This is a genomic window from Aureispira sp. CCB-QB1 (genome assembly GCF_000724545.1).
Taxonomy (GTDB): Bacteria; Bacteroidota; Bacteroidia; order Chitinophagales; family Saprospiraceae; genus Aureispira.
In genome coordinates this window covers 60072-84485 of record NZ_JHBV01000032.1, presented here as the reverse complement: position 1 = coordinate 84485, position 24414 = coordinate 60072, and the positions used below count along the sequence as shown (strand labels likewise).

Annotated in this window: 16 protein-coding genes; 7 read left to right on the top strand and 9 right to left on the bottom strand. The window is 35.9% G+C overall.

The window, feature by feature from the left end:
• The first annotated feature begins 49 nt into the window (after positions 1–49).
• Together CG11_RS17350 and CG11_RS17345 are read left to right on the top strand one after the other, a co-directional pair.
• A complete protein-coding gene (locus CG11_RS17350) occupies positions 50–691 on the top strand; it encodes a rhomboid family intramembrane serine protease (protein WP_063833137.1) in 642 nt (213 codons plus the stop codon).
• Between the two features lie 204 nt (positions 692–895).
• Complete coding sequence (locus CG11_RS17345; RefSeq protein WP_052598073.1) at positions 896–1504, top strand: bifunctional 2-polyprenyl-6-hydroxyphenol methylase/3-demethylubiquinol 3-O-methyltransferase UbiG; 609 nt, start codon at positions 896–898, stop codon at positions 1502–1504.
• Between the two features lie 54 nt (positions 1505–1558).
• Here CG11_RS17345 and CG11_RS17340 read toward each other — a convergent pair whose 3' ends face one another.
• Positions 1559–3670 carry an OmpA family protein gene (locus CG11_RS17340; RefSeq protein ID WP_052598072.1) on the bottom strand — a complete coding sequence of 704 codons (2112 nt, stop codon included), beginning with the start codon at positions 3668–3670 and terminating at the stop codon, positions 1559–1561.
• Between the two features lie 294 nt (positions 3671–3964).
• Between CG11_RS17340 and mnmG the strand changes: the two genes are divergently transcribed.
• On the top strand, positions 3965–5824 hold the full coding sequence (gene mnmG, locus CG11_RS17335) for a tRNA uridine-5-carboxymethylaminomethyl(34) synthesis enzyme MnmG (protein WP_052598166.1): 1860 nt from the start codon (positions 3965–3967) through the stop codon (positions 5822–5824).
• 709 nt (positions 5825–6533) lie between these two features.
• Positions 6534–7199 carry an ankyrin repeat domain-containing protein gene (locus CG11_RS17330; protein ID WP_052598071.1) on the top strand — a complete coding sequence of 222 codons (666 nt, stop codon included), beginning with the start codon at positions 6534–6536 and terminating at the stop codon, positions 7197–7199.
• A 161-nt stretch (positions 7200–7360) separates the two neighbouring features.
• Here CG11_RS17330 and CG11_RS17325 read toward each other — a convergent pair whose 3' ends face one another.
• From CG11_RS17325 to CG11_RS17305, 5 genes are all read right to left on the bottom strand, one after another.
• Positions 7361–8176: a hypothetical protein gene (locus tag CG11_RS17325; protein WP_052598070.1), complete on the bottom strand. Its 816-nt coding sequence runs from the start codon at positions 8174–8176 to the stop codon at positions 7361–7363.
• A gap of 3 nt (positions 8177–8179) precedes the next feature.
• Positions 8180–8806, bottom strand: coding sequence for a hypothetical protein (locus CG11_RS17320; RefSeq protein ID WP_052598069.1), 627 nt, complete (start codon positions 8804–8806; stop codon positions 8180–8182).
• On the bottom strand, positions 8806–10179 hold the full coding sequence (locus tag CG11_RS17315; protein WP_052598068.1) for a nucleotidyltransferase family protein: 1374 nt from the start codon (positions 10177–10179) through the stop codon (positions 8806–8808). The genes CG11_RS17320 and CG11_RS17315 overlap by 1 nt, the downstream gene beginning before the upstream one ends.
• A gap of 11 nt (positions 10180–10190) precedes the next feature.
• On the bottom strand, positions 10191–12911 hold the full coding sequence (locus CG11_RS17310) for a phosphotransferase (RefSeq protein ID WP_052598067.1): 2721 nt from the start codon (positions 12909–12911) through the stop codon (positions 10191–10193).
• 192 nt (positions 12912–13103) lie between these two features.
• Positions 13104–14300: an MFS transporter gene (locus tag CG11_RS17305; RefSeq protein WP_052598066.1), complete on the bottom strand. Its 1197-nt coding sequence runs from the start codon at positions 14298–14300 to the stop codon at positions 13104–13106.
• Between the two features lie 264 nt (positions 14301–14564).
• On the opposite strand from CG11_RS17305, the gene CG11_RS17300 reads away from it, so the two are divergent.
• From CG11_RS17300 to CG11_RS17290, 3 genes are all read left to right on the top strand, one after another.
• Positions 14565–16145 carry an FGGY-family carbohydrate kinase gene (locus tag CG11_RS17300; protein WP_197043878.1) on the top strand — a complete coding sequence of 527 codons (1581 nt, stop codon included), beginning with the start codon at positions 14565–14567 and terminating at the stop codon, positions 16143–16145.
• Positions 16146–16291: 146 nt separating this feature from the next.
• Entirely contained in the window at positions 16292–16810 is a 519-nt protein-coding gene (locus CG11_RS17295) for an alpha-ketoglutarate-dependent dioxygenase AlkB (protein WP_052598064.1), read from the top strand.
• A 419-nt stretch (positions 16811–17229) separates the two neighbouring features.
• Complete coding sequence (locus CG11_RS17290) at positions 17230–19209, top strand: thiamine pyrophosphate-dependent enzyme (RefSeq protein WP_052598063.1); 1980 nt, start codon at positions 17230–17232, stop codon at positions 19207–19209.
• A gap of 165 nt (positions 19210–19374) precedes the next feature.
• Here the strand turns inward: CG11_RS17290 and CG11_RS17285 are convergent, their stop codons facing one another.
• The 3 genes from CG11_RS17285 to CG11_RS17275 all read right to left on the bottom strand — a co-directional run bounded on the left by CG11_RS17285 (position 19375) and on the right by CG11_RS17275 (position 24307).
• Positions 19375–21222 (bottom strand): 4Fe-4S binding protein, encoded by a 1848-nt coding sequence (locus tag CG11_RS17285; protein ID WP_052598062.1) that lies wholly within the window; start codon positions 21220–21222, stop codon positions 19375–19377.
• Positions 21223–21251: 29 nt separating this feature from the next.
• The gene (locus CG11_RS17280) at positions 21252–22631 is read right to left on the bottom strand and encodes an NAD(P)/FAD-dependent oxidoreductase (RefSeq protein ID WP_052598061.1); all 1380 of its coding nucleotides are present in this window, start codon (positions 22629–22631) and stop codon (positions 21252–21254) included.
• Between the two features lie 155 nt (positions 22632–22786).
• Positions 22787–24307 (bottom strand): DUF547 domain-containing protein, encoded by a 1521-nt coding sequence (locus tag CG11_RS17275; RefSeq protein WP_052598060.1) that lies wholly within the window; start codon positions 24305–24307, stop codon positions 22787–22789.
• Positions 24308–24414 lie beyond the last annotated feature (107 nt).

Below are 24414 nucleotides of genomic sequence, written 5' to 3'. Positions count from 1 at the left end.
AACAATCACTCCAAAACCGAACTGTAAGAACTTATAATACAATCAAAATATGGCTTTAAAAATAAGATATAACTCTCCTGTCGTACTCACCTTCTCTCTCATCTGCATCGGTGTTTATCTAATTGATTTAATTGCATCGGTGGGTACAGGTCCTAATGAAGTAGGGCGAATCACTTCTGCCTTTTTTATGTTACCTGGAAATTTTGATTGGGCAAATCCACTCAACTATGTCCGACTGCTAACCTATACAATGGGACATGCTAATCAAGCCCACATCATGGGAAATATGTCGATTTTCTTATTAATTGCCCCAATTATGGAGGAAAAATATGGTAGTCGAAAAATTCTCTTAATGATGATTTTAACGGCTCTAGTAACTGGTTTTTTGCAAATCTTGTTGTTTAGTACAGGTTTGTTAGGGGCAAGTGGAATTGTATTTATGTTTATTGTATTAGTATCCTTTGCAGACGTAAGAAAAGGGAGTATTCCACTAACATTTATACTAGTCGCTTTATTTTTTATTGGGCAAGAGGTCATTCATAGTATGCAAGAAAACATGGTTTCTGAATATGCTCATATTATGGGGGGTATCATGGGTGGTATTTTTGGAATGTTTTTTACAGAAACACAAAAAGATCCTACCCCTCCTTCAACAACAACAAATTTACCCAACAAGGACGTAGACATATAGATAAAAAAACCAAATAACACCTTAACAAATGATAACCAATAATTCTACTGATAGAATTATTGGTTATTTTTATGTTTGCCTCAAAATTTATTGACTTTAGATAAGAAATCTTGCTCTGCAAGTACTTTCTACTGCATTAGAGTCAACTTTACATTTGTAAATAGGTATTTTTCCATTCTTATTTATTTACCTAAAAATGTTAAAATGTATTCATCTGAAAATTTCTGGAATAGAGTCTCTAGCCATTCTAGTGACAAAATAGGAAAAATAGGCTTGCAAATAATTCATCGTACCACTTCATACCTCAATAAATCAGACACAGTTCTAGATTTTGGGTGCGGTTCTGGTCTGATAAGTATTGAATTGGCAAAAGCCGCACAAGATATAGTAGCGATTGACACTTCAGAGAAGATGATAAAAATAGCTCAAGATAAATCTAATAATATCCCCCAAAAGATAAGTTTCTTATATACAGATCTTTTCGACCAAAGATTTAAAAACAATTCTTTTGATATAATATTAGCATTTAATGTATTACATTATGTTCCAGATACAAAAAAAACACTAAAAAAAATATATACCTTATTAAAACCCAATGGCATATTCATATCCTCCACAGCCTGTTTAGGCGAAAAAAGAAGTCTTCCTCGAATCTTTATGACAGTACTCCTAAAATTAGGAATCATGCCAACTACGAACTTTTATACTAAAATAAAATTACAACAATCCATCCAACAATCAGGCTTTTTTATCAAAGAACAAAGAGAATTATCTAATTTGCCCGAATTATTCCTTGTTGCGCAAAAACACTAACAACTCAACATAAAACGATGCTTTTGTTCCTAACAGAGCAGATTGGACAGTACCTCAACGATTGGACATTTCAGAAAACTCTTTGATAACTCTAAACTCCACTCGACGATTGGAGGCACGACCATTATTGGTAGCATTGGATTCAACAGGTTGTGTTTCTCCAAACCCTTTAAAAGCAAAACGATCAGAAGCAATTCCTTTTTTCTCTAAATACTTCATGACAGTTGACGCACGGCGTATTGCCAAAGTCCAGTTGTAACGATTGGAACCATTGCTATCTGTATGCCCCAATACTTCTACCGCTATAGTTGGATAAAATTGGAGTGTATCTGCCATTTTATCTAACTCAGCTTTGGCTATATTGGTCAAGATAGACTTGTCATGATCAAAATAAACACTTTTAAACGTAGGAATATGCTGTGCCCTAATGGGCACTTTTACAGGTTCTCCAGGCTTTTTCTTAGGTCGAAAGCAAATAGGATCTAGTTCTCTTTCCTCGTATTTTTCTAAGTTAGTTAAATCAATTTGTATGGTATCTTGATTGCTCTCTTCTAGCTCAGCATTATATGTAGCCACTATTTTATAATTAAAACCGCCAACTAAAGCCAATTTAAATTCGCCATTAATGGGGTTGGTTCGAGCATAAGCATCTTCTACCAAAACACCTTCTTTAAAAACTTTTATGCTAGTAGGAATACCCTTTTGATCAAAGCAGTTGATCACATATCCCGTTATTAGTGCCGTTGGCTCAGGTCGTAAAGCTTCTGGCATTTTTAAACTATAAATATCATACCCTCCATAAGATTTTTTGTCTGAAACAAAATAGGCATACTCTCCCGAAGCAGGAATAACAAGCCCTTCATCCGCTCCTTTAGTATTGATGGTTGGACCTAAATTTTGAGGCACCTCCCAATTAGTCCATGAATCGTCCAGTCGCTTGGCCATAAAAATATCACGCCCTCCATAACCAGGGTGTCCATCCGTATCAAAATACAAGGTTTTACCATCCGCTGCTAAAAAAGGACAGTGTTCATTTCCAGGAGTGTTCAGTGTTGGTCCTAAATTTTTGGGTGTAGAAAAGTTACCATCAGGTAGCAAAAATGAAACATACAAATCCCTTCCTCCATAGGTATCTGGTCGTTTCATCGAAAAGACAATGGTTTTGCCATCCGCTGCCAAATCAAAAGAAACCCATCTACCAACATGCTGTAGTCTCTGAATGGCTTTTCGCTTAGGAATTGACCAACCGTCTTTTGTTCTATATGTAAACGCCAACACTTCATCCATACTTGTTCGTCCATAACTATTGATGGTCATTAAGGTGTTGTTATCTGGCATTACAGCATTGACAAAATTATTGCCCTGATTGTTCAATGGACGACCAATGTTCACTGCTTTTGACCATACTCCATCTTCTGAACGAGTGCTAAAGTAAATATCTTGCGCTCCAAAACCATCTTTAGCATCTTCTCGGACAAAATACAAAGTTTTACCATCTGGGCTTATCGTTGGCGATTTATCAACATACTCACTATTCACCTCTCGCCCCAAGTTCTGTGGTTGAGTTCCCTCTACAGCATCCCCTCCTTTTACCAAATTGATCTCGCCCATATCTTGGTAAATAGCCAAACGCTTAAAAATAATTTCTCTTGACGTACTTTTTAAGGCAACCCCCGTTTGCTCAAAAGGTCGATAAGGCACCTTATACACAACTTTATTATTGATAAAAAAGAGTAAATTTCCCCCTTGCTTTCGAACTTCAAGGGTATTATAATCAGTTGCAATAAGCTTACTTTTTCGAACCCAAGGCTCTATAACATTGAATTTTCCGTGTAGCTGATACCCTATTCTAAATTCTTTTTGATTGTTGATTTCAAAATGATAATATTTATAGGCATCTTTTCGCCCCCAAGACAGCCCCCATTTGGAATCCATCATTCGATTTTTAGAATCGAACTCTGCAACGAGACGAAAATCTTTTTGGGCATTTACATACAAAGCATTATGGTAGGTTTTTTCACCATATTCTTGAACTTTATACCAGCGATTGACATTCTTCTCAAAATCCAATTCTTCAAACCACAACGGTAGGTTTTCTTGTGCTTGGCTATTGGATACAAAACAAATCAGTAAGAGTAAGGTAAACTTTATTTGAGATAGTTGCATCTTTATTTTTTTTAATAATAATAACGATTGATAACAGCAAAAGTTACGAGAAGTACATCGTCTACCTCAAATAACATTCCTATTCCCAATCGAAAATAATAGCTTTCAAACCACTCTAAAATCATCGGATTGTCATTTTCTCTGATTCAGATATAATTGATGCTCTATAAGATATAACCATACACTCCTATAATTAAAAAAATTGCATAGAGTAGTAGAATGTTGTATCTTTGCGTCACTATTAATCTGTTTGGGGGCTTTCCAAAACCTCAAACCAACAATTTTAAAAATACTATGTTTCCAGAATATGATGTAATTGTTGTAGGTGGAGGACATGCAGGCTGCGAAGCAGCAACAGCAGCTGCCAATATGGGTTCCAAGGTGTTGTTAGCAACCATGAATATGGAAACCATTGCCAAAATGTCTTGCAATCCTGCTATGGGTGGTGTTGCCAAAGGGCAAATTGTACGTGAAATTGATGCTTTAGGTGGCTATTCGGGAATTGTAACCGATCATACCATGATCCAATTTCGCATGCTAAACTTATCCAAAGGTCCTGCCATGTGGAGTCCTCGTGCTCAAAGTGACCGAATGCGTTTTGCCGAAAAATGGCGTATGATGCTAGAATCCAATCCCAATATTTCTTTTTGGCAAGAAATGGTCGTTGGTCTTGTTGTCAAAAATGGTGTTGTAAAAGGAGTGCGCACTTCTTTAGGTTTAGAAATTCCTGCCAAAACGGTTATTCTAACCAATGGAACATTTCTAAATGGTATTATCCATATTGGCGAGCGAAAAATAAGTGCTGGACGTGCTGGCGAACGAGCTTCAACAGGTATTACTGCTCAATTGATAGAGTTAGGTTTTGAGGCAGATCGCATGAAAACAGGTACTCCTGCACGTGTCGATGGACGTACCATCAACTGGGATGTGATGGAGGTGCAGCATGGAGACGAACCTGTTGGCAAGTTTTCATTTACCGATACACCCAAATTAGAAAAACAACGTCCTTGCCACATTACTTACACCAACAAGCAAGTGCACGAAATCCTAAAAACAGGATTCGATAAATCTCCTATGTTTACGGGACGGATACAAGGTATTGGTCCTCGTTACTGCCCTTCTATTGAGGATAAAATTGAACGTTTTGCGGACAAAGAACGCCATCAATTATTTGTAGAGCCTGAAGGTTGGGATACTTGCGAAGTTTATGTAAATGGCTTTTCTAGCTCTTTGCCTGAAGATGTGCAATACAAAGCTTTGCAATTGATTCCTGGCTTTGAAAATGCCAAAATGTTCCGCCCTGGCTATGCTATTGAATACGACTTTTTCCAGCCCACACAACTCAAAGTTTCTTTGGAAACTCGCCTAGTGAAAAACTTATTCTTTGCAGGGCAAATTAATGGAACAACAGGTTACGAAGAAGCGGCTGCTCAAGGTCTAATGGCGGGAATCAATGCACATCTAAAAATACACGACCAAGAACCTTTTGTTTTAAAACGTTCAGAGGCTTATATTGGTGTTTTGATTGATGATTTAATCAACAAGGGGACAAAAGAACCTTACCGTATGTTCACGTCTCGTGCCGAACATCGCATTCTCTTGCGCCAAGACAATGCAGATACTCGATTGACACCGTTGGCAGATCAACTAGGTATTGATGTGAAAGATCGCCTAAAACGTGTGAGAGAAAAGGAGGCTGCTTATGAGAAAATTGCTGAATTTATTCATAATACGAGTATAGATCCATCTGATATTGATCAAGTATTGGCAGAAAAAGGCTCTGCTCCTCTGCGTCAAAAAATGAAAATGCATAAAATTCTTTTGCGCCCAAATCTCAGCATCAAAGACTTTATGAAAGCTATTCCTAAAGTAGAAAAATTCATGCAGCAATTTGAGCAAGAATTTGTAGACTGTGCTGAAATTAATTTGAAGTACGAGGGATACATTCGCAAAGAAAAAGATCAAGTTGAAAAAATTAATCGCTTAGAAAATGTGCGCTTATATGACATTGACTACTCAACCATCAAAGGGCTTTCTTCCGAAGCCGTGGAGAAGTTGAATCAGTTGCAGCCTGCAACTATTGGTCAAGCAAGTCGTATTAGTGGTGTTTCTCCTGCTGATGTATCTATTTTATTGGTCTATGTAGGACGCTAAAAAAACGATCATTTATTCAATTTATAGTGAGTTGTATGCAATCATTCTGTGATGCATACAACTCTTTTTTTTGTACGGCACATTACGCTCGCTACTGCTACGCTATCTAAAGATCTGTTTTACAAACAACTACCAACCAACAAAAATTAAGCGGTGTCTACGAATCGTTGAACTGCTTCCATTTTTTTCCTAAAACTAGGATTCATCGAGTCTTGCCGCTTTTTTTGTGATAAAACTTGCTATTCTATAATTAGGCATATTTAATTTTTTAGTTTAAATTACACACAATTCACTAACAATAAGTTGTTTATGTAGATTTTTTTTTGTAACTTTTGGTAATCTTTTAGCTTAAAGGTAAATTAAGTTAAGTATCAAGTTATAATTGGTTTAAATCAGATTATACTTATACCCTTAAACCTCACACAAACGTATTGGTTATCATTCAGCCACTATCTGTTGGAAATGTCTTTCACTACTCAAAGAATAGACCTAAAGCCTTAACATGAATTACTACTTTCTTTTTTTGAATAGAAAGAGCATCCAAGAATCTAGACGAATACAAGCAATATATTCCCTTACCAACAACACATTGATCATTAATCGAATGCAAGTCTCGCAACATAATTTTATTTGTAAAAAAGTCTTTGACTAACTGCTAGAGAAAGTACTTTTTTACAGCTTATTTGTCCTCACCTCAAAAATAAAGCATATGATTCAAGTACTTAAATCACACAGCAAAAACAAGGATACTGACAAAGTCATTTCATTGATTCACTCTAATCCTGAAATTTTAAACTTTAGAGATTATTATGGTAGCTCAGGGCTGATGATTATTGCGTATAATCAGTTAGACAAAGCTCTAGAGCAAGCACTTGCCTTGAAAAAAACCTTATCGTTTCACGAAGCGATTGTTTGTGGTAAAATTGATGCGGTAAAAGAGCATCTACGACAGTATAAATCTAAAGGAATTAATGCTCTTTCTCAAGATGGTTATCCTCCTTTATGCTTAGCCGCTCTATTCCATCAAACAGAAATTGCAAAACTACTGATTGAATATGGTGCCGATGTCAATCTTGCTGCCAAGAACGTTTCTAGAGTCACACCTTTACAATCGGCTGTTGCCAAAGAAAACTACGAACTCTGTACGATTTTACTCAAAGCTGGTGCAAATCCTAACATTGCTCAAATGCAAAATGCCACAGCGCTGCATTCTGCGGTTTACAGAGGAAATTTAGCCTTGACAAAACTACTCGTTGAAAATGGTGCTTTTATTACAACAAAAATGTACACAGGAGAAACAGCCATGAGCATTGCAGAAAATAAAGGTTATCAAGAAATAAAAGACTACTTACTAGCAGCACAAGCCGATGCATAGATACTTTTTTATCACCAAGTAATAATTTGCTTATTTCCTAGCTTTCAGCAATATTCATACAGCACTAATAATCACACATAAAAACTCTGAACTCTTAAATTATAGAAGGTCAAAATTTAGATTTTGACCTTACTTTTAATTGCCATCCATTAACAAAACAATTATGGATAAATTGCTCTCCATACATCGTTCATCAGGTCATTGGGATCTTTCCCTTGTACCACTAAATAAGTTACTGCTACACCTTGTTTTTCCATATATTTTAATGCCTTTAAATAAGCTTGATGAAGATATATCAAATGCTGTTCACTTTCATGTATTTCTTTGGGTTTGTGTTGCCCTACTCTTGTAGCAGCAATATTTTCTTCAATTTGGAAATGAATGATCTTTTGCGGTAAGGTTGTTCTAAAAAGAGTTGCTAAAGAAGGAATTAGTTCTGAAAGTTGCTGTTGCTGAATTTTTACTAAGTATGCTGGCAATTCCCAAAAATCTATCCTTCTTCCAAGCCGTTTATTTTCTAATTTAAACCAATGTAAAATACTTGCCCAAGGAATTTGTTGTTCTTCTAACAATGATTCATTCCAAGTAGAATTTTCTTGTAGATTCAATTTGGAGTTCATTTGTAGGTATAAATTACCATAAACCAAACTCCCTACTAGTGGATGGCGTTCTGTAATTAACACATTGGGTTGATAATAATCAGCAAAAAATTGCTCTATTGCCCCAAACAAGGTCATTTTTAAATATAAAGCAACATACTTAATCGTTGGATCTTTTCGAATATCAGCATATTGGGATAAGGCATCCATGCCTTGAGACAACTCAGAAAAAGGAGCATTGGGCGTATCGTGAAAATTAGTACATGCCAATACTTGATAGGCTTCTGGAACTTCTTTTTGTTTTTTGATCAATTGATGAATAACAGTGCTTTTTCCACAACCATCAATTCCTGTTATTGTAATAGTATACGGTTTCATTATTTAAAATTTTAGTTGCGCTAGAATCTGCTTTTTTAATTCTAACAAAGGTAGTTCTCCATCCAAAGCAATATGCTCTACTGTAGTCATAATCTGCTGATAAGCTGCTTGTACTTTATGTTGAAAATTCATAAATTGCTTTGTATTGACCTGTTCAGGAAATCCACTTTCAAAGGCTGAATAGTGTTTCTTTCGTTGTCCTGCTGTTTTGACAGAAACATTTAAAGAAAAAACAAGATCTGGCTTCGGAAAAGAAGTTGTCAAGCTAAGCCGATGGGCTAAGTTTCCATCATAAGCAACTTCTGTTGCTAGATACTTGTACCAATAGGCATTAATCAAAGCAATCTCTACTGCTTCTCTTCTGGCAATTTCTAATGCTTGTGCCATGCAGTGTAATAAAAAGAACGTACGACTTTGAGGAGAAAGACTTTTTAAATACCAATCAACAGCTTGCTTAGAAGAAATAGAAAGATGTTGCTCTTCCTTGGGTAAATAAAACAAATCCCAGATTGTGACTTCTTTGACTTTTTTGCCGTTAAACAAAATGGTGTCTTGCAATAAAATATCTATTAAACTAGATTTACCAGCACCATCGGTTCCTGTAATACAAATCCATTGTGGTTCTTTCATTATTGAATTCTTTTTTTGATGCGTTCTAATGCTTCTTCTGATATACCTAAGGTGTTCATTTTTTCTTTGGTAGAAGTTTTTGAGGACTTAAAAAACAAATTGGACCAACCACATTGAAGTAAATCGTACCATGTTTTAAACATCAATGCAAACAGCAACAGCCAACTAATTTCACTCGCAATGTACTCTAACATTCGATAAGATCGAGTCCACCAAATCCAAACACCTTGTCTAGCATTAGGGTATAAATTAGCAGCCATCTTCTTAGCCTCTTCCATTGGAGGAAAAAGCAAATATTTCCAAGTTAACCAAAAATAATAAGATTTTTCCTTGAACTGATTGGTGGCATTAAACTCTGAAATTGCCTTTTCTACTTCTGTTGGATAGGAGGTTCCAATTCTCAATTGAGTATGCAAATTTTTTGTTTTCTCTGCAACACCTTTTTTGTAATAAGCAGAAGTTTGGGGTTCCATTTTTTTTATCAACTCACTCACAGTTGGGTTAGAATATAATGAATTGGTCAACGAAAGCGCAAAATACATCAAACGTTCTGTTCCTGCCTTTTTCACTTCGGTTTCTAATAACTGCCAATCAAAATTAGCTTCATATTTTCGTAACAAGTTATAAATATCAAAGACATCTCTAAGCCCATTTTTATAATAGCCCAAATGCACACAAATATGATGAAAATTATCTTCTGGGCACATCTGCAAGGCATTTAAGCCTAAAAAAGAAAAAGGGCGCACTCTTGACCATATTGCCTCATAATCTAATCGATAAGGGGTTAAAGGAGATTTTAACCCCCACTGTATCCCAAACATACATTGTAACTCTCGATCAATGAATGGGGGCAAATGATGAGACGTTTTGAGTTGTTTCTCTGGGTTTCCTCCAATGCGCTCTCCAATACACAACAAGCCTTCTTCTTCAAATATTTGCAAAATGTTGGGAATCGATTTTTTTCGAACCAAAATATCAATGTCATTCATTCTTTTATAAAAACTATTTTGATAAATAGTCTCTGCAAATAAAACGCCTTTTAAAATCACAAACTCAATTCCTGCTTCTTGAAAGCGTTTTAAGATTGGCTTTGCCTTCTGTAATCTTGCTGCATTAATCTGTTGAATTTCAGCGGCTCTTTCACTAATTTCATCTTGAACATGGTCTGGTATCTGTTGCCACCAGTTCTCTTGCTTCAGAATGCGGTAGATGTGAGGTATGATCCTATTAAATCGAGCCAAGTTATAAAAGGACTCCCAAGACGAGATCAAAGGAATAAGTTGTTCTATTTTCGTTTTTTCGCTTGGTGTTAAGTTATTATAACTCAACAAAACCAACAACTGGTCTTCTATGGTTGTATTTGATATTTTCATAAGGGATATAATTAGGCTTCTATTCCAAATCGGATTACATTCCCATACAATTGATCAATGTATTCCAACTTCATGATATTATGAACCAATAAATATAAATTTAATCGAATCAAAGCACATTCATAAGCATTGATTTCTAGCACTTTTAAAAATAACTCTCGATCAAAAGTTGTTTGTGTTTCTCGACTCAATGCCTGCAAATAATAATCTACCCAAGTGATAAATTCTGCCTTGCTAGCACTAGCAGGCAATACCGAAGCAAGAAGTTCGATTAAATCTCTTTGAGGATTATGATATGCCGCCAATTCCCAATCAAATAAAATTAAACGGGCTTTTTCTCCTTCTTCCCTTACGCCAATATTTCTAGCATTGCAATCGTTGTGAATTAGAGTTTTATGATAACCATTCATTGTATCAAGATGTCTATCAAAATTGTCTAAGAAATATGCTAGCTTTTGGTGCAACTCTACAGAAATTAAATGTGGGTGATTTTGAGCATTGAACTTCAATGCTTCTTTTAATAAAATTGTCGCAGAGGAATCAAACCGTTCTAAAAATGGTTTGACTTTCATTGTTTGTGGGATGGCTTCATAATTATTCCAATAGACACTATGCACTTTTGCCAAATCGCTCACTACTGTCTGTATTCTAAAGCTATTCCATATAGAGGCATCATTAGAAGATTTGGGGTGCAAGTATGTTGTTACATCTTCTAATAACAAAGCAAAAACCTGCCTTTGAGGCTCCTGTCTTGCCCCCAACAACTGAGGACAAAACTGTTTGATAGACAAAGGGGCTTGGGTATAAAACGCCATTTCTCGCTCATCACAATTATCAAAACCAAATACAGCATGATACGTTTCAAAATAACCAGGTAATACATCCTCTCCTGATAATTTAATCACCATGCTAGCTGCTCGGATAGCTTCTTTGTGAGAAGCTTTTAATTTTAAGACAGCTTTAATTTTTTCTTCAGATGGATCTAAAGTTGATGGCGTTTGGGTTTTGGTTGTTAATTCATATTTAAAAAGTCCTGTTATTCCCTCATTTGACTTGCTGGTTAAATGCGATACCAAGCCTTCATTTTCCGAAAAATCCAATGCCTCAAAAGAAACTACCTCTCTACTTGTAAATAGGCTATTGAAAAAAGCAATATTGAGCTCTGACTTGGTTAGTTGATTGTGATTTCTATTGCGTCCTAAGCGTTCGTGTGCACTGACAAATTCTTGAGCGGTAACAGCTGCTCCTGTCGACAAGTCTAAAGCTAAACAACTACTGGCAATAATTTCTGCAAATCTAAACAGCTGTCGTTGTCCGTAACAACCCATTATTTTTAGGCTTTCTTTTTGAGTTGGTAATCCCGTTCCTCCTCCAATAGTACCAATGGTAAGCGAGGGCAAATAGACTGTAAAAAGAATACCATCTTCTTGTTTTCTAGCTTTTAGAATACCACAAGAAGATTCGTGTACACTGGCAATGTCTTGTCCTGTTGCTGTGAAAACACCTGCAATAACATTGGCAAAATTAATATTGTGTCCAACCATCCCCGACTTTAATCCTGCCACTTCTCCTGCCTGAAAATTTTTGATATAATCGTCTGCCGTAATTCGCAGCACATCACGTAATATTTGTCCAGAGACAAAGCAAGTTCCCGTTACAGTTACTCCTCGCCCCATCAAAAAGTTTTGAGCCGTTACTTTTTTATCTCCTGCCAAGTTGCCATCAATAATATAATTTTGATATTTGATGTAAGGATCTTCTTGGATTTTTGATACGATCCATTCACAAGCTGCCCAAGTACAAGCCGTTGTCATATTTTGCCCAGAAGCATCTCCTGTTCTAAAATGAAATTTTAAATGCAAGGTATCTCCAAATAAGAAAGGAATGATTTGAATTAATTTGGCAACAGAGGACATTTTTTCTGCTTCCTTAGTAATCTCCATTTGGTGTTCATAAATCCATTTTTCTAAGTTGACAGCGCCATGAATATCTTCACAAAAAAAAGCAGGAGCCCGAACCATTTGCTGTTTGACAACTTGCACATCAATTCCTCCTGCCATATTTGTTGCCATCGCCCCTCTTGTTATCGAACTCACTAAGGCACCTTCTGTAGTTGCAATTGGAACAGGAATATAACCATTGGCATACATTCCATTAATTTTTATAGGTCCTGCTATTCCTACAGGAATCTGAACAGCTCCAATGTAGTTTTCTATATTCCCTGATAAGCTCGGTGGGAAAAAAACGGATTCGTTCAAAGCATCGATGTGTATTCCTGTTGTTTTTTCTAGCCACTCTTGTCTTTTCTCTATCGCTCTTTCAGAATAATGAGCACTTCCTGGAAACCAAGGAAATGTCTTTAATTCAAACACCCCTTTGGTATTTTGCTGCGTCAACAAAGTCATTTTTTTTAGAATATTTTGAAAACGTTCTATTTGATCGGTGTTGAGTAATAATAAAGAAACCGATAGTTGTTCTGTTAATTCGTTCTTTCGAATTCTTTGTACACGCAACCTTTCTAAGCAATAATTTTCATCGGTTTGTTTAAAATAAAGAGCATCGACAATCTGTCCTATGTATAAATTACTCTCCAAAGAACAGTAAATTCTAAGTTCATCATCCGAAAAGTCGGTCATGCATCCTGTCAATAGATCACTTCCTATCGCCAGTAAAATTTCAGGCAATTGAGTTTCGTGAAAATACCTTCTCGTTTTTGTGTTTTGATTTTCCATGATGTTATAAGTTTTTAATAGTCCGCTAATTCTCTCTATTTCATTCAACACTTGTGACATTCTCAAAATTTGACTTCAGAACACTACCTTTCCTTATCACACACAAGATGCTCAACAAGTAGTATTGATCTAGCAATTTGAATGTGATTTTAGCCGACTGTTTGTTGTAGATAAACTACCAAATGGAATCTATTACATTTTTATTCTTAGTACCAAAACTATTGATATTGTTATACTCAATAGTGCAATAATACCCAGTTGATCAAAGTATAGTAATTGGTGATTGGGCAATGTGTGTATGACCAAACTGCCTATTAAAGCAGCTGAGCCTATGGCCATTTTTTTTATAGAAGAACAAAGATTCAGATAAGCCGTTCGGTTTTCTTCTCCCGTTAGTTCTGATAAAATAGTGTTGATTGGAATCATTCTTCCTGCATCCAATCCAAAATAAAAGATGGATAAGATTAAAATGTGTTGGAAAAAAGAAAAGGACCAGTGGCTCACTAAATAGATCGGTCCTGTTAAGAACGTTGATAATAAAATGAAAACTCGTTGTTTGCCATATCGATCGGAAAGAAAGCCTATTATTGGGGCAAAAACCATTACAGAAATTCCTCCTACTAAATAAATCAAAGAAAGTTCTTCTTCTGTAATACCTAGATTATGAACAAAATAGGGTGCTAAATATATAAAAATAGTGTATTGGCTCAATGAAACGCTAATGGTTACCAATAAACCTGATAAAGGTTTCCATTCTGTAAGAAAGGAGGTTAAACTAATTTTTTTCTTTCGGTCTATTTCCTGCTTTTTATTAGAGTCGATAAAGTATAGCATTGCTCCGACCAATGTGCTCATTGTACTTAACAAAATAAATGGCAATCGCCAAGTGTCTAATTGCGCTAAATACAAGCTTATGGGTACCCCTATAATAGAAGCTAATGCCAAGGCGATCGTGGTTATTGAGATGGGCTTAGAACGTTTGGAGTATTCAAATTGCAAACTAATTTCTGCTAAAATGAGAGGTCCCAATAAACCTCCAAAAATCCCAGTAAATACTCTTGAAAATAAGAGAACCTCATAGTTAGGAGCAAAACTTGTCAACCACAAACCTACTGTAAAACAAGCAAATATTAAAAATAAGGCTTTTAGTCGATCATAACGTTCTATAAAAAAAACGGCCATAAAGGAGGAGCAACCGCCTGCGATTGCAAAAGAAGAAATTAGTAAACCAAACTGATTCGTAGTTATGTTCCATGAAGTGATTAGAAAAGAACCTAATGGCATCATAATCATCAAATCAAGGGTATAAATAAACTGTATACTGGCTAACAAAAAAAGTATGATGTTACGGTTCCTAAAAAAAGAAGATGTCGTTGTTGTCAAATTCATATCTTTGATTTAAATAAATAGCTTTTATATAATTTTAATTCAAATTAAATCCAACCTGATTAGAGCTATTTTAATACACCAATTCATCCATCAACATCATAAAACTATATTTTTTTTGCTAAAAAAAGCACAATTCACAAAAATTAATTGAACATTTAGTTAAAAATAAATAAATTTTAACTTTTTTTACATTACTTAAGCTCTAATAAGTCTCATTATGAGTGTACTTATAACTCCATTGGGTACTTTATAAAACAAATGATGATGCTACAAGAAAAATATGTTTTAGCCATAGACCTAGGCACCTCTAGTGTCAAAGTAATTTTATTATCTTCTAATGGGAATCTAGTTAATGCTACTTCTGAAAAAGTTTCTTTGCAATTATTGGAAGGTGGTGGCGCTGAACAAAATCCAGAGGATTGGTGGCAAGCTTCTCTTAAGGCAACCAAACGACTGCTTCAAAAAGTAACAATAAACAAGCAAGCTATTGTAGCCATCGCTTGCACAGGTCAATGGGCAGGAACCGTTCCTTTAGATAAAAATGGTCAGCACTTAATGAATGGTATGATTTGGCTTGACTCTAGAGGTGGGGCTTGTGCCAGAAAAGCAATAAATGGTTTCCCAAGAATTCAAGCATATGGGGCGTGGAAGCTTTGGAAATGGATTCAATTGACAGGAGGAGCTCCTTCCCCTTCAGGAAAAGATTCTTTTGCTCACATTTTATACATCAAAGAACATCGGCATGATATTTATCAAAAAACCTATAAATTTTTAGAACCCAAAGACTATTTGAATTACAAGTGGACAAATAAAATGGTCTCTACCTTTGATACCATGACACTCCATTGGGTAACCGATTGTCGAGATATTGGCAACATTCAATACCACCCTAAATTATTGAAAATGGCAGGTATTGCCCCCGAAAAATTGCCTGATATGATTGCAGCAACAGATGTAATTGGTTGCATTACACCAAATTTAGCAATAGAATTAGGACTCTCGCCCAATGTACAAGTCGTTGGCAGTTCTCCAGATTTGCAATCTATACTTATTGGTGCAGGGGCTGTAGAAGACTATCAACCCAATCTTTGCATTGGTACCTCTACCTTTTTGAGCATGCACGTTCCTTACAAAAAAGTAGATATTTTACATAACATTGCCACTTTTCCTGCTAGTATCCCTAATAAGTATTTTATTGCTTGTGAACAACAGACTTCTGCCATTTGCCTGTCTTTTTTAAAAGATTTATTTCAGCTTGATAAAGAATACGTTGGTTTATCTATAGAAGAACAAGATCGAAAGATCTATGCTTATTTTGATGAGATGGTTGTTCAAACTAGCCCTGGTAGCAATCACTTAATATTTACCCCTTGGTTGTATGGGGAGCGTTGCCCTGTTGAGGATCCTTATATTAGAGGAGGCTTTCACAACTTATCTCTAACCACAACCAGAGCTGAAATGATTCGAGCGGTTTATGAAGGCATTGCTCTAAATGCTCGTTGGCTTTGGCAATATGTCGCTAAATTTTCTCGCCAAAAAAAGGAAGCTATTACAATGACAGGCGGGGGAGCTAACTCTGCGGTTTGGTGTCAGATTTTTGCAGATGTTTTGGGCTATCCAATTTTACAAGCACAAGACCCTAGTTTAGCTAATGCCAAAGGGGCTGCTATGATTGCTTTAGATGGCTTAGGGTTGGCTACTTTTCAAGATTTAGCAACAACAATGCGTTATCAGAACACCTTTTATCCTATCCCTCAAAACCAACTAATTTATAATCGATTATTTAAAACCTTTGTTCGGCTTTATAAAAAAAACAAATCGATTTATTATCAATTAAATCTGTAGCCGTTGCCATAAATAGTCATTCACTATTTGCTTGTATTAGCTTATAATTTTTCTAATAACTACATTCTAGTGTTGGATATAAGAACGATTAAATAACTTTTTAGGTTATTATCACTAGCTATTTTAATAATTCAAAACTCTAACTCATGCTAAACGGTACTTCTTTGATTCCAAATTTTGTAAAAAAACCTAATGTCCTATTCCAAACAATTCTAAAAAATACACCTTGGAATGAGTCCATAAAAAGTAGAAAGACAGCTAGTTTTGGTCTTGCGTATAACTATGCTCCAATGGCGTATCCTTTTCAGGAAATGCTGCCTTGTATAAGCATCCTATGTCAAAAAATTTCTATACCACTTCAATTTTTTCCTAACAACTGTCTGATTAATTTATACGAAAACGGGCAGTCAAAAATGGGCTATCACTCTGATCGGATTGATATTCTTGCTCCTAATACAGGAATCGTTATTATCAGTTTGGGAGCAACTCGAATATTGCGTTTTAGAAATATTTTAAATAAAGATCAAAAAAGAGATATCGAATTATTGAGTGGTTCTTTGTTTTATATGGACCAAACCGTTCAAAAAAATTGGCAACACTCTATTCCAAAATCTCAAACAATCTCCTCACGCATGAGCTTAACTTTTAGACAAATTATAGTCTAAAAGTTAATAATCTGACTGATAGTCATTCATCTACCATCTATCAGGTAATAATACCCCATTATCAAACTTAGGTATTATTACCTGTAAAAAAACAATGATTCTACTCTAAATTTGAATGCATTGTATAAGTCAATTTACCCCAAATTGAAAGGTAGGTATATCAGTCCTAGATAGATACCCTAATTGAACCGCTTATTCATTTAAGTCCTCCTTTTAAATATTGGATATTGTACATTTTAAGCAGTCTAAGAATTTTTAGGCTGCTTTTCTTTTTGAAAATTTTTGGGATTTTATTTTTCTACGAATATAGGTTTCCTACCTTTGCTATGTATTTATTATAGTTTTGAATATATCGATAATTGTAGTCGTATATTCTTCATTAATTTTATAGAACCTAAGGTTCCAAAATTACAAATAAAATGATCAGCTACAACAAAAAACGATTGAGCCAAAAAAAATTATTAGAGCTTTATCGTGCCTTGCTCAAACCTCGTATGATAGAGGAAAAAATGTTGGTTTTATTACGTCAAGGTCGCATTAGCAAATGGTTTGCAGGAATTGGTCAAGAAGCAATTGCTGTAGGAGTTACAGCCGCTTTGCAACCAGAAGAATATGTATTTACGATGCATCGTAACTTAGGGGTATTTACAACCAGAGAAGTTCCTTTAGAGCGTTTGTTTTGTCAATGGCAAGGAAAATTACCTGGATTTACAAAAGGTAGAGATCGCTCCTTTCACTTTGGTGCTCCAGAGTTTAATATCGTAGGTATGATTTCTCACCTTGGTCCTCAACTTTCTTTTGCAGGAGGGGTTGGTTTAGCAAGTAACTTAGCCAACGAAGGTCAAGTAGCTGTTGCTTTTACAGGAGAAGGAGGAACAAGCGAAGGTGATTTTCACGAAGCGTTGAATGTGGCGGCAGTTTGGAACCTGCCTGTTATCTTTGTGATTGAAAACAATGGATACGGTCTGTCGACACCTACTTCAGAACAATATGCTTGTGAAGATTTGGTGGATAGAGCCAAAGGATATGGCATGGAAGGGCATAAAATTGATGGGAATAACATTTTGGAAGTTTACAACACAGTTGATAAACTAACTAAATCTATGCGCAAGAACCCTCGTCCTGTTTTGTTGGAATGTAAAACATTCCGTATGAGAGGACATGAGGAAGCTTCTGGAACAAAATACGTACCCCAAGATTTAATGGATCACTGGGCGCAAAAAGATCCTATTCGCAACTATGAACAGTATCTGATAAAAGAAGGTATTCTAACAGAAGAGGCTATTCAAGATTTGCGAAAAGCTTACAAAAAAGAAATTGAAGCCGGTTTAGAAATTGCTTATGCCACACCTGATATAGAAGCTAGCTTTGAAACAGAAATGGAGGACTTATTTGCTCCTCATACTTCTGTATCTACCGCTCCAGCTTCTAACAATGTTAGTACGCGTCGTTTTGTGGATTCGATATCAGATGGTCTTCGTCAAGCAATGGAGAAATATGATAACTTGGTTTTGATGGGGCAAGATATTGCAGATTATGGAGGTGTATTCAAAATTACGGATGGTTTTACGGAACAGTTTGGCAAAGACAGAGTACGCAATACGCCATTGTGTGAAAGTGCGATTGTTGGGGTAGCTTTGGGACTAAGTCTCAAGGGCTATAAAGCCATGGTCGAAATGCAATTTGCAGATTTTGTAACTTGTGGTTTCAACCAAATTGTGAACAATGCTGCTAAATTGCACTATCGCTGGGGACAAAACGTAGATTTAGTATTGCGTATGCCAACAGGTGGAGGCGTTGGAGCGGGACCTTTTCACTCTCAAAGTAACGAAGCTTGGTTTTTCCATGTTCCTGGTCTAAAGATTGTTTATCCATCCAATCCTGAGGATGCCAAAGGATTGCTTTTGGCTGCTTTCGAAGATCCTAATCCCGTGCTGTACTTTGAACACAAGGCTTTATATCGTTCTATGTCTGCTGAGATTCCAGACGATTATTATACAGTAGAAATAGGAAAAGCTGCCATTGCAAGGGAAGGTTCCGAAGCAACTATTATCACTTATGGTAATGCCGTTCATTGGGCAAAGGCTGCTGTGGATAGTTTAGGTGCAGATGTAGAAGTAATTGATTTGCGCACCTTGTTGCCTTTGGATTACGAAACAATTGCTGCCTCTGTCGAAAAAACCAATCGAGTACTTTTACTACACGAAGACACGATGATTGGGGGCATTGGAGGAGAATTATCAGCCTATATTGCTGAAAACTTATTTGAACATTTGGATGCTCCTATCAAACGGGTGGCTAGTATGGATACGCCATTTCCTTTTGCCAAAGACCTAGAGCGTCAGTTCTTGCCACAAGAACGCTTGTTAACAGCTCTTGAAGAATTATTAGCTTATTAAAGCTTTCTTCTAGTGTTCTTCTCTTATGCTGGTTTTCTAAATTGGTTAGAGGATTTTAATTTTTAAAATATTACTAGAAAAGATCATCTTTTATAGATAAAAAAGGAGGCTGCCTAGGATTTTCACCTAGACAGCCTTTTATCTTTACTCGTTGATTGTATGCAATTACAAATAAGTTACATCTTCCATTTTTACATGCACATTTCGTACGTCCAAGGCACGATCCCCTGTATCCTCGCTACTATTTTCTAAACGCAACACACCACGAGGGCAAACAGCAGAACATACACCACAACCTACACAAGAAGCACGGACTATATCTTGTCCTCGTTGTGCATAATGGCGTACATCAATTCCCATTTCACAGTAAGTAGAACAATTTCCACAAGAAATACATTGCCCTCCATTTGTTGTGATTCTAAATCGAGATTTAAATCGCTGTACAATTCCCATGATACCTGCCAAAGGACAACCATAACGGCACCACATTCGATTTCCCATCAATGGGTAAAAACCTGTTCCAACAACGCCCGCAAAGATAGACCCGATCAAGAAACCATACCATGTTCTAATCTGGTAAGCATCAAATTCAACCAACCAAAGATCTAACTTGCTATTACCACTGATATAATGGTACAACACAACGATTGTTAACACAAAGACAAAGACCATAACAGTATGTATCACATAACGCTCTATTCTCCACGCTCGAAGTGTTTTGTCTGACTGTTGTCTAAATGGATCTCCTAGTGTTTCTGCCAAACCGCCACAACCACAGACCCAAGAGCAGTACCAACGTTTTCCATAGTAATAGGTAAAGAAAGGGACAATAACCAAAGTCAATAGTATTCCCCAAACAAACATTGCCGTACCAACGTGCATTCCTAAGAAATAATTATCATTTTGAACCAACATAGCATCTAGTCGGTAATCATAATAAAAACTATAATCTAAAGGCCATGCATTTTTTAAATCAACGGCAGGGTTGTTAAACCTTCCTAATAATTCAGGAATAAGAAAAGCAAATGCTAGTTGAAAAAATAAAACCGAGCCTGTACGAAATAGTTGATAACGGTTGTGTCTATATTTTATAATCATACGGACACCCATGACAATCATTACCAAACAATACAAAAAGCCATACAAGAACCAACGATCTGCGGGTTTTCCTCCCGAAAGGGCTCGTTTGATTGGATCTACTAACAACACCCAATTGGTTATGTAATGAGGATAGAAATAAAGGACTATATAAAATAGAATTAAAAAGGTTCCCATTATAATTCCAATCCAACCATTTCCTATAGAAGAGGAACCAGGTGCCCAAGGCTGTTTGCGTTCTCTGCTCTCCTTAAAATAAATCAGTGCTAAAACGGCTGCTGTAAATAATAACGTGCATTTTAAATAAAACAAAGCCCCTTCGCTATACATAATATAACAGGTCACGGCAATCGTAATAGTTACTAAAACCATTTGTAGAATAGGAATAATACCTTTTGTGACGGCACTATGAAAAATTCCATCATGTTTAATACCTGGTATTTTGCTTACATCTGGTACGATATACATAAATGCTCCAATACTTCCTAGTATAAAAATTAGAAAAAAGAAAAGTCCTGCATTATTAGGCAATAGCCCTGTTGCACTATCTTTGCTAATACTAGCCAGATACCCTTTAACATCACCATCACTCATCCGATAATCCCACTCTGACACACCTTCAGGTAAGTTTGTCGCATTCCAAACATTATTAGCAGGGTCAATACCAGCTTTTTTTTCTAAGGCTTCTTGTGTTTTTTTCAGTAAAGGTTTGAGCTCTTGAATAAACGTAAAATTATTAGAATACTCTTTTCCAAATTGCGCTCCCGCTTGCTCCTTCAACGTCTCTTTGTAATACTTTTTTAGAGAGGCAATAGCAGCATCATTCAGGACATGTTGGCTCAAGGTTATTGACACCACAAATAAACCAAAAGAGAATAAGAAGATGGCTAATCCAAGTATTTTTAAACTTTTCATAGAGATATTTTATAGTGTTTTTAATTGGATTATTCTTGTCTAGCAAATTTATTTTTTAAAAATCGAAGCGCACCTGTTAAGCCTCGTTTCTGCTTCAATTTCAAATTTTTATTAAATTTCCTATTGTATTGTTCGATCACGGCAGCTTCATACTCATCATAAAACTCAGGATCAAAGTTGGCTAAGCCCAAATTTTGCAAAACCTCCTCTATGGAAGTATCTTCCTCAATCCATTTTTCACAGACTTCATGACGATAACGCACTCCCATCAAATTAAAACCTAATATAGCATTGGTTTCTTTATCAAACACCAACCGAATGCTTTTACGTCCTTCTTCATGTTCCCAATAGAGTTGTGCATGGTTGCTTGGTGGATTGGCTCTTACATCACCATATACTTGATATTCTATGTCCAAAAACTTTGCAGAATTGAACCACAAGCTAGGGACATAAGCCGTTCGTTTACCACAAATCGTATGTGCCACGGTTTCTCCCATCATTCGTCCTGTATACCAAATTGCTTCAATCGGACGACGACCTTCCATTGGATTCATTAGTTGTGCACAATCGCCTAATGCGTACACATCAGGCGCTGTTGTTTCCAGATAATCATTGACAAGTATTCCCTTTTGTGTATCAATATCGCAAGCTTCAGATGTTTTGATAAACTGAATATTAGGACTAACGCCTGCTGTTAAGCCAACAAACTGGCATTCAATTTTTTCTCCAGTATTGGTGATAACGGCTCTTGCTCGTCCATGATCATCCGATAAAATCTCCTTCAACTCTGTTTCCAAACGCAAATCAATATGATGCTCTACTATATGGCGACCAATCATTAAAGATTCTTCTTTGGGCATCACCGCATCCCAATAGCTTTTCTCTCGAACCAAAAAAGTGACAGGAATATTTCTAGACTGAAACATTTCCGCCATTTCCAAACCAATTAAGCCACCACCAACAATAACTGCTCGCTCCAAGTCTTTGCTATATTTTTCCATTCCCTCTAAATCTTGATAGGAATACAAGCCCTGTACAGCATCTAGGTCTTGACCTGGCCAACCAAACTTATTGGGAGTAGAACCACAAGCTATAATTAACTTATCGTAATTAATGGTCTCTCCTTGACGCATTCTTAGCGTTTTTGCTTGTGTATTTACTTCATCTACATAATCAAACACTAAGTCAATTCGATTTTTTTCCCAAAACCAAGGCTCATAAGGCTGCGTATTTTCAAACTTCATGTGCCCCATATAAATATACATTAGAGCTGTTCTGGAGAAAAAATATTTAGTTTCTCCTGATATAATAGTAATTTTTTTATCACTTAACTTACGGATAAAACGGGCGGCAGTAACACCACTAATCCCATTACCTATAATCACAACATGTTCATTATCTGTAGCCATAATAACAGAAAGCTTTTTGGTTATTAAAAGTAGCCTTTCGTGGATTTTTTGTTTTGCTATCGAAAAATTAAAAACATCTTTATATCAATTGTAAAGTACTCACAAAGTATTGTACAAGAGTACTCTTATAAATTATAAGAGATGTTTCTTTAGGACTAAAACCTATATCTCAATCCTAGATTATAAGTCATAATAGTATTCGCACCAGGAGACACAATATCATATATTCCTGGTATTGGTATGTAATAACTATACATCCCTTGTATTTCTAGTTTCGGAGTCAACATATATTTTACTCCTACTCCCCATTCTAGCAAATACATTGTCGTCACAAAGGCAGAAAATCTTGGCGTTACAAAGTAGTTGAAAAAACCTCTTAACAAAGGTAATTGAAATTTAAACTCGTTTCCTATGCTAATTGGTTGCCAAAAGGTCAATGCCAAAAACAACTGTGTTTGCGAAGTAAAAGAATGGCTGTAGTAAACTTGTGTCACACTATACAACTTATCATCAACCGTGTTTTCTTTCGGCAGATTTTGTATTGGAAACATAAATCCTTGTTCGAAAGACATATTAAAATTCTTAAAAGGAGCAAAACGGACGTTTAAACCAACGTGCGACAATCCCCAATCGGTGTATGGCCCTGATGCTCTAGAATTCACGCTGATTGTACTGCGCTCAAATGCAAATGTTTTGAAAGGCGAAGCATTAAAACGATCATTTTCGATAGAAGAGCGCAACAAAAAAGTCGCACCTATATCTAATTTTCCTGTCACGCCATAAAATGCACTAAAGTAGCCATTATAATAAGAGTTTCTCGTACCATAATTCTCATCTCCATATGTAACGGTGTATAAGCTATTAAAAAACATCAGCTCTAAACTTCCCTTAGGCAGGGTAATTACTTGTAAAGAGGGCGAATAACCTACTTTTTTTTCTTTTTTCTTTAAGGTTGTATTGGTATCCTCATAAAATCCATTCAATCTCCAATCATAGTTAGCGTAAATTACCTGCACCTCTCTAGGAAGTTTTCTTACCCGATATTGGTTGATAAAATCAATGGTAGATGCTCCAAAATCCAAACGATTCATCTTAAACATTAAAGGAAGTTTTACTTCGTTCAAATCCTCATTATATTGAATGTATTTGGGATCATTTAATAATACAATAGCTCGTTGTTCTAATTGGTTATCTATCTCAGTTGGCACATAAGCATAGTCTACAATTGGCGCACTACTAATCGCACCATCTACCAATACTAAATGTAACAACGGATCTCTAAAGGTTTCCAATATATGCTTTTTTAACACCTCTAGCGTATAATTTTTCTCTGCAACAGTATGTTCAATTTCATCCCAAAACGTTACTACTTCATTAGGGGAAGCAATTGGATAATGTTTGACAATGGAACTTATGACTAATAAATTATAGGCATTGATAAAAAAGGCCTTTTGCGTTGATTTTTTAGCCTTACTCAAGTCCATTTTAGCAATATGGTTGACTAAAATATGTAATGTTTTAGGATCTTGTTGTAGTTTTTTGTACTGCACATGATTATGATGAGCATAATTTAAGAAAAAAGTATGCGATTGCTCAAAAAACTGTTCCAAGTTTTGTGCTTTTACACTAGGTAAACTGAATAATAAAAGTGTCAAAAAAAGAAGAATCTGTTTCATATTATATTACGATTAGGGCTCTCTAAATAATAAGCTCCCACTAGTTCTGTCCTATTGTTTTGCAATAAGGAGCAAATCATTACTATGATAAGCATAGAAATGATATT